Genomic DNA, 12,541 nt, shown 5'->3' on the forward strand with positions numbered 1-12,541 from the left:
TACTATTTCAGGTTATAATCGAAGGAGTTAACAACAATCCATTCCTTGCTGGATGGGAGGACATGGAACAGTTCCATAGCTACAAAACACACAGCAATCTCCTGGCTTAGGTTTTAACAGTTCTCCACAAAAAGTACAAGCATAGAAATATTGACAGGCATTTTCTGGCATGATTTCAGTAGCCTGTTGAGCGCAATGCGGACAGGTGATGATGGATGCTAAAATTATGGCTTTTGACATTATCGATCGATTAGTCTTAAATATAAAAAACCTTGCCAAATTGACAAGGTTTCTTAACTAGAAGTGATCCCGCTGGGATTCGAACCCAGGACCCATACATTAAAAGTGTATTGCTCTACCAACTGAGCTACGGAATCATCAAGCTTACGCTTGTATGTTAATTGACCCACTCTGGAGTCGAAATGAAGTTTAGCCACTGGCCAACTTCTGTTTGCAAAAGCAGAACATTTTCCCCTTATTGCGGTGCAAAACTAGTACGGTTTTTCGAATTATGCAAGTCTACCATCTAAATAAAATTATATTTTTTGCACTTTTTTCTTTCTGCATTTGGCAACCTGCTTATAGCCAAATAGATAGAAATCAATTGACCCTGGCAGATTCTCTGTTTAAAAGCAATCGATTATTGGAAGCAGAAAAAATTTATTTGCCCATCGTTGAAACCCAACGCAGCGAAAATGAAACCATCCGATTAAAATTAGCCTACATCGCCAAAGCCAAAAATGATTGGTTACAAGAGTTATATTATCTATCCAGCTTACAAGCAGAGCAAGATCGACCGGCAATTGCCAAACGCTTGCAAGAAATAGGGGATAGGCAAGGTTTATCTGGTTTTCAAATCAATCTCATGGACCAGTTTCTTTGGATTTATTTTACTTATTTCCCATATCTGATGGGCTTTTTATTTGCTTTGGCCTTCTACGTCGTTGGTATTCTAAGCTTCAAAAAAGTCAAAAAGATGAAGATCAAAGCTTATAGCTTGTATTATCTGGGGTTTTACCTGTTATTTTTAGCTTGGTTCGCCAATTTCCCTGCTTTGCTTCAATATGGCATTATTACCAAGGAAAAAGCCTATTTGAGAGATTATGCCTCTTCTGCTGCACCTGTTAAACAAATGCTAAAAAAGGGAAATCGAATTATCCACTGGCAGAAAAAAGACATCTGGGTAAACTGCTATTTCGAAGGGGAATTAGGATACGTGAAAGCGGATGACTACCAACCTATCAACTAAAGATTAAAAATCTCAAAACTCAAGTCGAGAATAATTTCTCGCTCTTTGTCACTGTTTCCTATCACACCTTTTATTCGTAAATCGGCATTTTTAATGGCTTCTATGATACGAACGACCTTTCCAAGAGGGTAATTACGTTTAGCCAAGGTATAATCCTTGACAAAGTAAGGATTGACTCCAATTGCGCTGGCCATTTCTCCCTCAGAGATTGAACCCAAATCATGAACTTGTAAAACCTTGGCAAAGAAATTAAATAACATGATCAACATGGGTGCCGCAGGGTTCTGTTTGGTATTATCTGCAAAATAAAAGGCAATTTTCTGACCCTTTTCGACATTTCGCTGAATGATGGCTTTTTGAAATTCAAAGTAATTATATTCTCTACTGATCCCAATGTACTTTTCAACTTCATCTAGGCCTATTTCTTTGCCCTGTGGGACATTCACGATCAACTTATCAGCCTCATGTGCCATTCTCTTCAAATCTGTCCCTACAAAGGAAACCATTAATTCTTGGGCATTCGCCTGAATATGCAAAGAATGGGAACCCAAATAATCTTTTAACCAAACTCCAAGACGATCTTCAGAGATTTTCTTCGAAGCTACTACCACCCCCTTTTTATCTAGAGGCGCTAAAATTTTGGATTTATCCGTCAATAATGTTTTGAGTGTAAAAACGAGGATGGTCGACTCCGTTGGTCTTTCACAATAATCTACCCAAGCTTTCCAATCGGAATTCCCTTTGTCTTTGGTATCCGTTTTCCCCTTGGCCATCACTTCTAAAAAGACGGCTTCTTTCACAATAATAACTTGTTTGTCCGACATCATGGGAAATCTTCTAGCATAGGATATTACCTCACCTAAAGATTGGTCTTTGCCATACATGACAAACTGATTAAAACTCTGCTGATCTGGACTCAACACCTTATTTTCAAAAGCATCCACCACTTGATCAATAAAAAATGGTTCATCTCCATGTATCAGGTATACAGGTGCCAATTTTTGTTGTTTGATGTCTTTTAATACGTCTTGAGCACTTTTTTGCATGGAAATCTTAGAATTTAAATCGAATTACAAAGCTAATCAAAAGCTTTTGATCCAAAAATATTAATCAAGGAGCATCAAGCTTTACAAATTAATCCCGTAGGTTTGCTGCAAAATAGAACAATATGAAGATTAAACCGAACTCCGTTGTATTCATTTCTTACCAATTATCCTTCCCAAATGAAGAAGGTGAGCCAGAAGTGGTAGAAATTGTCGACGAAAATGAACCTATGGTATTCATCCATGGATTAAGTGGATTGCCTGAGGCTTTTGAGGCTAATTTAAACGGCCTTTCCGTAAACGATACCTTTGATTTTACCATTCAGGCGGAAGACGCTTATGGTGTAGTTGACCCGAATGCCATTATAGAATTACCGAAATCCATCTTTCAAATTGAAGGCCAAGATACGAGTGATATGTTGAAAGTTGGGAACTTCATTCCCATGACCGACGACCAAGGAAACCGCATGCAAGGTATGGTGGTACAAGTAGGTACTGAAAACGTTACCATGGATTTCAATCATCCATTGGCAGAAAAAGACTTAATGTTTAGTGGAAAAGTAATTAAAGTAAGAGAAGCTACTGCCGAAGAAATTGCTCATGGCCATGTTCATGGTGAAGGTGGGGTTCATCATCATTAATTAGTAATGTAGAATGTAGAATGAATTTTGGAGCTATAACCAATTCTACATTCTACATTTTTCATTCTACATTCTTCATTCTACTGCAACTCCATTTCAGCATAAGCCTTAACTTCTACGCCAAATTTGCGTAAAAAGTCTACACCTTCGTCGGAAGGAAGACCTTTATAGGCAGCATAAGAATTTAGGTAGATTACTCGCTTGATTTTCATGCTATAAATGATTCTGGCACAGGAAATACAAGGGGAGAGGGTCACATAAATCGTTGAACCTTCCACATCAGCACCATTTTTAGAGGCATACAAAATCGCATTTTGTTCAGCGTGTAAGGCTAGAGAACAAGAACCCTTGGAATCTCTTGGGCAACCTTCTTCACCAAATTCATCATCGCAATTATGGGTACCGGCTGGGGGGCCATTGTAACCTATGGATATAATTCGAGTTTCTTTGGTGAGAACACAACCCACTTGGGCTCGGGTACAATGCGATCTCAAAGCTAAATTTTGAGCTAATTCCATGAAAATCGCATCGAATGGTGGTTTATTCATAAAGGCTAAAGAATCGGTGGGGCAAATTGACCACAAATATCCATTTAATTTTTCATTTGAATAGTAGTGAGCCTACTTTATATATTTGGTAAGGCTCGCTGTTCAAGATGCTCCTAAAAAATCTCAATTTAAAAATTCTGAAAATTCGACACCACTATCCGGTGCCTTCGAGAGCCTCAGGCACCTGTAGCATCATTAAATTGCTGAGGTCATGCAAGTGCCTTAGAGAGTCTCAGGCACCTTTGGAATATTTCTTGTGGTCGTGGCACTTGAATATTTCATCTGGTGGCTGAGGTTCTCGAAGCCACCTTATCATTTAAAATAATATCTGAGGACCCCGTAAGCAGGTTGCCTACGGCTCTCGAAGGTGGCTGAGGCTCTCGAAGCCACCCCCAATAAAAAAAGACAAATCTTTCGACCTGTCTTTCTAATTGTAGCGGGGAGCAGAATCGAACTGCCGACCTTTGGGTTATGAATCCAACGCTCTAACCATCTGAGCTACCCCGCCAAATTGCGTTGCAAAGGTAGCAGAAAGCGATTAGAGTCACAAATAATTTCTTAATATTGATTAATTTTGTGGCAGATTTGGGATTTAGCTTAGAAATAATACCTTTGCTAATAGCGGGTTAGAATCAAGTGTGTCATGCCTAATCCATTAATAGATAAAAATATGCCAGCAAACAATTTTGAGTTTGAATACGAGGTAAAAGCCTCACCAAAAGTACTTTATCCTTATTTAAGTACCGCTTCAGGACTTCAACAGTGGTTTGCAGATAAAGTCACTGTTCCTAACGCCAGCACCTTTCACTTTTACTGGGATGACGAAAATCATCCTGCAGTATTAGTTCAAAGTAAATTAAATAAATTTGTTCGATTCGAGTTTTTAAATCCCAAAGATGATACTTCCAAAGGTTTTATCGAACTCAAATTAGATGTCAGCGAACTTTCTAATACCACCTATTTAAAAGTGACCGATCGTGCATCAACTTTTAAATCAGACGATGATGCTGCCGAACTTTGGGATTATCTTTGCGATAAATTAAAAGAAATCGTCGGGAGCTAATATGCGTAAAATAGATAAACTAGTCCTCAATGCCTTTTGGGGGCCATTTGTTCTTACTTTCCTTATTGTCATTTTCATTTTCCTATTACGATTGGTCCTATTTTACTTTGCCGATCTTTTTGGAAAAGACCTTGGTGCGACCGTTTATGTTGAACTTTTCTTTTACTTTTCCCTGATCACAGTTCCGTTAGCTATGCCTCTTTCCATTTTGTTATCATCTCTGATGACATTTGGTAAATTGGGTGAAAATTTTGAATTAACAGCCCTAAAAAGTGCTGGAATTTCCATTTTTCGCATCTTTAGGCCTATTTTTGTCACGACTGTCCTCATCAGTATATTCATGTTTTGGTTTGTCAATGTAGCTCTCCCTTGGGCCAATTTGAAAGGGTGGAGCCTATTATATGACATCAAAACCACTAAAACTACTTTAAATATCAAAGAAGGAATATTTTACAATGACCTTCCTGGATATTCCATCAAAGTGGTAAAGAAATTTCCTGACAATAAAACACTGAAGTCGCTTATCATCTATGACCATACCGGAAATGACGGAAATCGACATGTCACCGTGGCTGACTCCGCCCAGATGTACACCATTTTAGACAGAAAATATCTGATTTTTGAACTATTTAATGGAAAGGATTACATTGAAGATGCTGATCGAGGACCTGGAAATGATTTGTCCGAGCTTGCCATTCATAGCTTTAAGCGTAGTAAAATTGTGATGTCCTTATCTGGATTTGATTTACAAAAAACGGAAGAAAACCAGTTTGCTCATCACCAAATCATGCGCAATAACAATCAATTGGCTGATGATGCTGATTCTTTGTCGAGGAACATTAGCAACATGAAAAAAGGTTTTAGTTTAGCTTCAAGCGTATATTATGTCTATTTCCGTAAACCTGTAGGCGCATCACTAAGAAGCATGAATCACCATACGAAATGGATAGGGCCTAAAATCGCTGAAAAGACTAAAAATAGCAAAGATTATAGACCCATGGAGGAATTGGCCAAACAAGAAGTCCAAAATTTAATTGCTTTCGGACAAACCAATGAAGTCAACTTGGCCGAACGTGTCACGGAATTAAAAAAGACCGATTTGGAATGGCATCATAAATTCACCAATTCATTGGCTGTATTAGTGATGTTTCTCATTGGCGCTCCCTTGGGAGCCATTATCAAAAAGGGCGGATTTGGGATTCCAGTTGTAGTAGCAGTTTCCTTCTTTATTTTGATGTATATCCTAACCCAACAAGGGGATAAAATGGCTAAGGAAGGGAAGGTGTTGGTTGAAATTGGAGCTTGGATCTCGAATGGCATTCTGGCACTGATTGGGGCTTATTTCTTGAACATAGCCTTAAAAGACTCCCGACTATTTGAATCTGACTTCTACAAAATCCTTTGGGATCGTATAAAAACCTATTGGGAGAATCGCAGGAACAAGATATCATCCAAAGCATAAGATCTACCATTTGGAATTTCTCTTTAAAATTCCTACTTTTGCAAATTAATTTTTCACAATTTAAAAACTGGTAAAAGATGTATTTGTCACCCGAGAAAAAACAAGAAATTTTTGAATCTAAAGGGAAAGCAAAGTCAAAAATCGATACTGGTTCTGCTGAATCGCAAATTGCGTTATTTACATTCAGAATCAATCATTTGACGGAGCACCTTAAGAAAAACAAGAAAGATCATAGCACTCGCTTAGGTCTTTTGAAATTAGTTGGTAAGCGTCGTCGTTTACTTGATTACTTAACTCGTACTGATATTTCACGTTATCGTGCTATCATCGCTGAATTAGGTATTCGTAAATAAGATTAATTGCAGGGTTTCATGTCATGAAGCCCTGCTTTATTCATTGCGGTACAGTTTGAATCATCAAACAAACATCTTTATTCTACGCATAGGGCGTAGCAATTTATTCAAAAACGTATGTCATTTAACATTATTACGAAACATATTTCAATGCCCGACGGCAAGGAAATCCAAATCGAAACTGGCAAATTAGCCAAGCAAGCCGATGGAGCCGTTGTAGTCAAATCAGGAAATATGATGTTGTTAGCTACTGTAGTAGCCAACAAAGAGGCCAAAGAAGGAGTAGATTTCCTTCCATTATCTGTTGATTATCAAGAAAAATTTGCGTCCAATGGACGTATTCCTGGTTCTTTCCTAAAAAGAGAGGCACGCCTTTCTGATTATGAAATTCTCATCTCTCGTTTGGTTGACCGCGCTTTGCGTCCAACTTTCCCAGATGATTATCATGCAGATGTACAAGTATTAATCAACTTAATCTCCGCTGATTCAGAAGTTTTACCAGATGCATTTGTTGGTTTAGCCGCTGCTGCTGCTTTAGCCGTATCAGACATTCCATTTAATGGACCGATATCTGAAGTACGTGTCGCGAAAATCAATGGAGTATATAAAGTAAATCCGAGCGTTAGCGAATTAGTTGGAGCTAGTCTAGAATTAATCGTTGCAGCCAACGCAAACGACATTTTGATGGTAGAAGGCGAAGGCGACGAGGTTTCAGAAACAGAAATGTTAGAGGCTTTACGTATCGCACACGATGCCATTAAATTACAATGCCAAGCACTGAATGAATTAACCGTTGCTTGCGGAAAAACTGAAAAACGTACTTATTCCCATGAATCACACAACGAAGAGTTACGTGCTGAACTGTGGAAAAACTACTACGAAAAATACTTAGCAGTAGCCAAACAAGCGAATCCAAAGAAAGACGAACGTAAAGCTGCTTTCAAAGCCATCGTTGACGAGTATATCGCAACTTTGCCAGAAGATCACTTAGTGAACCTTTCTATGGCAAAAACATATTTACACGATATCGAAAAAGAAGCGGCTCGTCAATTGGTATTGCAAGAGCGCTACCGTTTGGATGGACGTAAATTGAATGAAATCCGTCAAATTACTTGTGAAGTAGATTATTTACCTACTCCTCACGGTTCTTCCGTATTTACACGTGGAGAAACACAATCACTGACAACAGTAACATTAGGTACTAAGATGGATGAGCAAATCATTGATCAACCTATGACTCAAGGTTATAATAAGTTCATGCTACATTACAACTTTCCTGGATTTTCAACTGGTGAAGTGAAGCCAAATCGCGGTGTAGGCCGACGTGAGGTAGGTCATGGTAACTTAGCGATGCGTGCTATCAGAAAAGTACTTCCTAAAATGGAAGACTTCCCTTATACGCTACGTATTGTTTCCGATATTTTAGAATCCAATGGTTCATCTTCTATGGCAACCGTTTGTGCGGGTACTTTAGCCTTGATGGATGCTGGTGTAAAAATCAAAGCTCCTGTTTCAGGTATTGCTATGGGTTTAATCTCAGATGCTAAAACTGGGAAATACGCTGTTCTTTCTGATATCTTGGGAGATGAAGATCACTTAGGAGATATGGACTTTAAAGTAACGGGGACAGAAAACGGTATTACAGCTTGTCAAATGGACATTAAAGTTCAAGGCCTTTCATATGAAGTATTAGTTGAAGCTTTATCTCAAGCTAAAGAAGGACGTTTACACATCTTAAACGAGATGAAAAAAGCGATTCCTCAAGTGAGAGAAGATTTCAAGCCTCAAACTCCGCGTGCTACAGTAATCAAAATTATGAAAGACCAAATTGGTGCGGTAATCGGGCCAGGTGGTAAAGTAGTTCAAGATATCCAAAAGCAATCAGGTGCTACGGTAACTATTGAAGAAAAAGAAGACGGTGGTTATGTTAGCGTATTCTCTGCGAATAGCGCTGCTATGGATCATGCCGTTCGAATGATCAAAGGTATCGTGACTATTCCTGAAGTAGGAGAGGTCTATGATGGTAAAGTGAAAAACATTCAAGCATTTGGTGCTTTTGTGGAATTTTTACCTGGTAAAGATGGTTTACTTCATATCTCTGAGATTTCTTGGGATCGCATCGAAACCATGGATGGCGTTTTCAAAGAAGGAGACAAAGTGAAAGTAAAATTGGTCGAAGTAGACAAGAAAACAGGAAAATTCCGTTTATCTGCTAAAGTGTTATTACCAAAACCAGAACGTAGTTCAGAAAATTCTGACAACTAATAGTTATTTCATGGGTTATATACTTGTATAACCCATTCATTCTTTTGTAAGCCCCTATGAGACAGCTAAAAATTAGCAAACAGATTACCAACAGGGAGAGTCAATCACTCGACAAATACCTACAAGAAATTGGCAAGGTGGATTTGTTGACCCCAGACGAGGAAGTAATCCTCGCTCAAAAAATTAGAGAAGGGGATCAATTATCCTTAGAACGTCTCACGAAAGCCAATTTACGTTTCGTCGTTTCCGTGGCAAAACAATATCAAAATCAAGGACTTAGCTTAGGTGATTTAATCAACGAAGGTAACCTAGGTTTGATTAAGGCTGCACAGCGTTTTGATGAAACTCGTGGATTTAAATTTATTTCTTATGCCGTATGGTGGATTCGTCAATCCATTTTACAAGCTTTAGCAGAACAATCTAGAATTGTTCGTTTACCATTGAACCGCGTAGGGTCTTTGAATAAGATTTCAAAAACATTTTCTGAGTTAGAACAAAAATTCGAGCGTGAACCTTCACCTGAAGAATTAGCCGAAGTATTGGAAATTTCTACCGGTGAAGTGGTTGATACCTTAAAAATCTCAGGTCGTCACGTTTCCATGGACGCACCATTTGTGCAAGGAGAAGAAAATTCCCTTTTGGACGTACTTGAGAATGACTCAGAAGATAAACCTGATTCAGGTTTGATCAATGATTCACTTCGTAGAGAGGTTCAACGTGCTCTTTCTACCTTAACTCAACGTGAAGCCGATGTGGTGACCTTGTATTTTGGATTGAACGGAGAACATGCCATGACTTTAGAAGAAATTGGAGAAAAATTCAATTTAACACGTGAACGTGTAAGACAAATCAAAGAAAAAGCGATTCGTCGTTTACGTCACACTTCGAGAAGTAAAGCACTGAAAACATATCTTGGATAATTTTAAAAAGCCTCTCACGAGGCTTTTTTTACCTATGGCATTTCCCTCTGGACTTGTAGAACTGATCGAAACCCTTAGCCAACATGGTGTAGAGCAGGCAGTTATATGCCCTGGATCTCGAAATGCACCCATCATGCTGGCTATTAGTCGTAACTTGGCAATTCAATCATTTTCTATCAGTGATGAACGATCCGCCGGCTTTTTTGCTTTAGGTTTAGCCCTTCATTCGAAGAAACCTGTCATCCTTTGTTGTACATCAGGTTCAGCTGCTCTAAATATGGCTCCCGCCATTGCAGAGGCCTATTTTCAAGAAATACCACTGATTGTTCTAACTGCCGATCGTCCAGCAGAATGGATTGGTCAATGGGATGGACAAACCATATATCAAGAGCGTATTTTTGGAGCAAATGCCAAACAATATTTTTCTTATTCGACGCAAGACCACGAGTCTCCAGATGAAATTTGGTACCGAAATAGAATAGCCAATGATGCTTTCTGGTCTGCTTTTTCAGCTCCTCAAGGTCCTGTTCAAATTAATATTCCAATAAAAGAGCCATTTTATCCAGAAAAGGGTGCGGCTCTTCCAATCGCTAAACCAATTAGAAAAATTCAAAAATGGATTGCTCCTAAATCCTTGGATATAGCTACCAAAACATACATCCAACGACAAATTAGTATTTCATCTAAAATCGTTGTTACAGTAGGTCAATTTCAACAAAATCCTGCCATTCAATCGGCTATAGCTGATTTAATGAAGAAAGGAATTCCTGTTATAGCTGATTCCATTGCTAATTTATCCGGTATAGCCTTTGATAGCCATGATTTAATACTGGCTAACACTAAAACTTGGGAATGCCTCCAACCTGATTTACACATTCACTTAGGAAAAAGCTTTGTGACCAAAAGAATCAAGCAATTTTTAAGGTCAAATGACAAAAAACAAGAGTGGCAAATTAATCCATACCCCCAAACTCTCTTCTCCGATCCTTTCAAAGGATTGCAACATGTATTTGAATTTGATGAAGTAGACTTCTTGAATGAATTAGTTCTACTTAACTTTTCTGAAAAACAACAGGCCTATTTCCAAGCATGGAAAAAGGCAGATGAAATCGTTTCTACAAAACGATCAACAAGCATGAACGAATGGAATGAACTAGGCATTTTTCAAAATATAGCTCAGGCATTACCATCATCCAATGCGGAAATACACGTAGCTAATTCGCTTTCTGTCAGATATTTAAATTGGGTAAATTTTGTTCCAAAAGGTATTGAGGTATTGGCAAATAGGGGCACTTCAGGTATAGATGGATGTTTGAGTACAGCCTTAGGAGCAGCCCAAGGCAATCCCAATTTGGTGATTTCCATCATAGGTGATGTCGCTTTTCACTATGATAAAAATGCCCTTTGGAACGCGTATATTCCCAATAACTTAAGGATTTTCGTGATGAATAATCAGGGTGGGGGCATCTTCAGAAATTTAGATGGAGCCAAAGACCTACCTGAATTGGAAAGATTCATGGAAACTCAGCAAGTATTTCATGCTGAAAATACAGCTAAGGACGCAGGTATCAATTACATCAGTGTAAAAAACAAACATGAATTACTTCATGCTTTAAGCTACTTTTTCTTAGAATCAGAAAAGGCTCAGTTAATGGAAATTGAAAGTAATTCTAGCATTAACGCAGCCGCTTTAGCCGAATATATGACATTATTTAAGAGCTAATTCTTTATTGATTTTCTCTAAATTTTTCAAAAATAAGGCATTGTTAGGTTCTATTTCCAATGCTCTTCGCACCCACTTTTCAGCTAACTTCCATTGCCTTCTTTCGATTTCCAAATAACCCAAATTATTGTAAATCAGATGCTTATATTTCCCCTTAGTGAGAGCTCGTCGAAATGCTTTTTCTGCTAAATCCAGCTCACCCATCGTCTGAAGCACCACTCCTTTATTAATCAAGGCTTCCACCAAATTACTATCTAATTGAATGGCCTTCTCATAAGAAGCCAAAGCTTGATTATTGGATTCCTTTTCAAAAAAGATGTCACCCTGCAAACGATGACATGCGGATGAATCAGGAAATAGCTTAACTAATTTTTGTACCTCCAACTCTGCCTCATCCAAACGTTTCATATTTTGAAGCATCTCCACCTTTTTAAATAGGGCAGGACCAAATTCAGCATCCAATGCAACAGCTTCTGAAAAATCTGTTAATGCTTCCTCATTTTTTTCCAATTGCTCATAAATCAAACCACGATTATAATAGGCATCTGAAAAATCCTTTTTCTTTAAAATAGCCTCACTATACCATTTAATAGCCTCAAAATATTCCTTTTCCTTAAACTTTTGATTTCCTCTCAAAAAGAATTGAGTTGCCTCTTTTTTCTCTTTTTCAGTATCACATGAAAATAGCCCCACGAAAATCAGCAGGAAAATGAAAGAGCTTAGTCCTTTGGTAGAAAACATGTGGTGGCTTTAGTTTAGTCAATTAAAAGAATTCAATTTAAATAATTCAAATTTCATTCGCATCTTTGTGCCTCAAAATTAAATGAAATTATGGCATACGCAGAAATGTTAACCGATAAAGGGTTGATGAAAATTAAATTTTATGAGGAAGATGCTCCCATTCACGTGAAAAACTTCATTGATTTGTCCAATAAAGGATTTTATGATGGGGTAACATTTCACCGAGTACTTGCTGATTTTGTGATTCAAGGGGGTGATCCAACAGGAACAGGCGCAGGTGGCCCTGGATATTCTATTCCTTGCGAATTAACAGGAAATAATCAATTCCATGATCGTGGTGTATTGTCGATGGCTCACCGTGGACCCAATACAGGTGGTTCTCAATTCTTCATCTGTCATTCAAGAAACAATACAGCTCATTTAGATCGCAAGCATACTTGTTTTGGAAAGGTGGTTGAAGGTTTAGAAGTGATTGATTTAATCCGTGAAGGAGATAAAATCCAAAGTATCAAAATCGTAGAAGAGGCTTAGTA

At 38.2% G+C, this 12,541-nt stretch carries 13 protein-coding genes and 2 tRNA genes; 9 read left to right on the forward strand and 6 right to left on the reverse strand.

All coding sequences use genetic code 11. The features are described 5' to 3' along the window. Nucleotides 1-27: 27 nt before the first annotated feature. On the reverse strand, nucleotides 28-240 hold the full coding sequence (locus U0R11_RS05850; RefSeq protein ID WP_406750497.1) for a GDCCVxC domain-containing (seleno)protein: 213 nt from the start codon (nucleotides 238-240) through the stop codon (nucleotides 28-30). A gap of 64 nt (nucleotides 241-304) precedes the next feature. Next, nucleotides 305-377, reverse strand: a tRNA-Lys gene (locus U0R11_RS05855). A gap of 227 nt (nucleotides 378-604) precedes the next feature. Here U0R11_RS05855 and U0R11_RS05860 point away from each other — a divergent pair. After that, on the forward strand, nucleotides 605-1,249 hold the full coding sequence (locus U0R11_RS05860; RefSeq protein ID WP_406750499.1) for a hypothetical protein: 645 nt from the start codon (nucleotides 605-607) through the stop codon (nucleotides 1,247-1,249). Here the strand turns inward: U0R11_RS05860 and holA are convergent. Next, a complete protein-coding gene (holA, locus tag U0R11_RS05865; RefSeq protein WP_406750501.1) occupies nucleotides 1,246-2,295 on the reverse strand; it encodes a DNA polymerase III subunit delta in 1,050 nt (349 codons plus the stop codon). The two genes, U0R11_RS05860 and holA, sit on opposite strands and share 4 nt — an antisense overlap. A gap of 122 nt (nucleotides 2,296-2,417) precedes the next feature. Between holA and U0R11_RS05870 the strand changes: the two genes are divergently transcribed. Continuing rightward, nucleotides 2,418-2,933: an FKBP-type peptidyl-prolyl cis-trans isomerase gene (locus U0R11_RS05870; RefSeq protein ID WP_406750502.1), complete on the forward strand. Its 516-nt coding sequence runs from the start codon at nucleotides 2,418-2,420 to the stop codon at nucleotides 2,931-2,933. An 80-nt stretch (nucleotides 2,934-3,013) separates the two neighbouring features. On the opposite strand, the gene U0R11_RS05875 is transcribed toward U0R11_RS05870, so the two are convergent. Both U0R11_RS05875 and U0R11_RS05880 read right to left on the reverse strand, forming a co-directional pair. After that, nucleotides 3,014-3,481: a deoxycytidylate deaminase gene (locus tag U0R11_RS05875; protein ID WP_406750504.1), complete on the reverse strand. Its 468-nt coding sequence runs from the start codon at nucleotides 3,479-3,481 to the stop codon at nucleotides 3,014-3,016. A gap of 434 nt (nucleotides 3,482-3,915) precedes the next feature. Continuing rightward, nucleotides 3,916-3,989 (reverse strand) — tRNA-Met (locus U0R11_RS05880). A gap of 135 nt (nucleotides 3,990-4,124) precedes the next feature. Here U0R11_RS05880 and U0R11_RS05885 point away from each other — a divergent pair. The 6 genes from U0R11_RS05885 to menD all read left to right on the forward strand — a co-directional run bounded on the left by U0R11_RS05885 (nucleotide 4,125) and on the right by menD (nucleotide 11,267). Further along, nucleotides 4,125-4,544 (forward strand): START-like domain-containing protein, encoded by a 420-nt coding sequence (locus U0R11_RS05885; protein ID WP_406750506.1) that lies wholly within the window; start codon nucleotides 4,125-4,127, stop codon nucleotides 4,542-4,544. Nucleotide 4,545: 1 nt separating this feature from the next. Beyond that, a complete protein-coding gene (locus U0R11_RS05890; RefSeq protein ID WP_406750508.1) occupies nucleotides 4,546-6,006 on the forward strand; it encodes an LptF/LptG family permease in 1,461 nt (486 codons plus the stop codon). A gap of 77 nt (nucleotides 6,007-6,083) precedes the next feature. Then, a complete protein-coding gene (gene rpsO / locus U0R11_RS05895; RefSeq protein WP_406750510.1) occupies nucleotides 6,084-6,359 on the forward strand; it encodes a 30S ribosomal protein S15 in 276 nt (91 codons plus the stop codon). A 117-nt stretch (nucleotides 6,360-6,476) separates the two neighbouring features. Then, entirely contained in the window at nucleotides 6,477-8,624 is a 2,148-nt protein-coding gene (gene pnp / locus U0R11_RS05900) for a polyribonucleotide nucleotidyltransferase (RefSeq protein WP_406750511.1), read from the forward strand. Nucleotides 8,625-8,680: 56 nt separating this feature from the next. Next, the gene (locus tag U0R11_RS05905) at nucleotides 8,681-9,544 is read left to right on the forward strand and encodes a sigma-70 family RNA polymerase sigma factor (RefSeq protein WP_377982372.1); all 864 of its coding nucleotides are present in this window, start codon (nucleotides 8,681-8,683) and stop codon (nucleotides 9,542-9,544) included. 34 nt (nucleotides 9,545-9,578) lie between these two features. Continuing rightward, entirely contained in the window at nucleotides 9,579-11,267 is a 1,689-nt protein-coding gene (gene menD / locus U0R11_RS05910; RefSeq protein WP_406750514.1) for a 2-succinyl-5-enolpyruvyl-6-hydroxy-3-cyclohexene-1-carboxylic-acid synthase, read from the forward strand. Here the strand turns inward: menD and U0R11_RS05915 are convergent. Continuing rightward, nucleotides 11,253-12,008, reverse strand: coding sequence for a tetratricopeptide repeat protein (locus U0R11_RS05915; RefSeq protein WP_406750515.1), 756 nt, complete (start codon nucleotides 12,006-12,008; stop codon nucleotides 11,253-11,255). The genes menD and U0R11_RS05915 overlap by 15 nt on opposite strands. A 90-nt stretch (nucleotides 12,009-12,098) precedes the next feature. On the opposite strand from U0R11_RS05915, the gene U0R11_RS05920 reads away from it, so the two are divergent. After that, the gene (locus U0R11_RS05920) at nucleotides 12,099-12,539 is read left to right on the forward strand and encodes a peptidylprolyl isomerase (protein ID WP_406750517.1); all 441 of its coding nucleotides are present in this window, start codon (nucleotides 12,099-12,101) and stop codon (nucleotides 12,537-12,539) included. Nucleotides 12,540-12,541: the final 2 nt, after the last annotated feature.

Source organism: Aquirufa salirivi (assembly GCF_045310485.1).
Classification (GTDB): Bacteria; Bacteroidota; Bacteroidia; order Cytophagales; family Spirosomataceae; genus Aquirufa; species Aquirufa salirivi.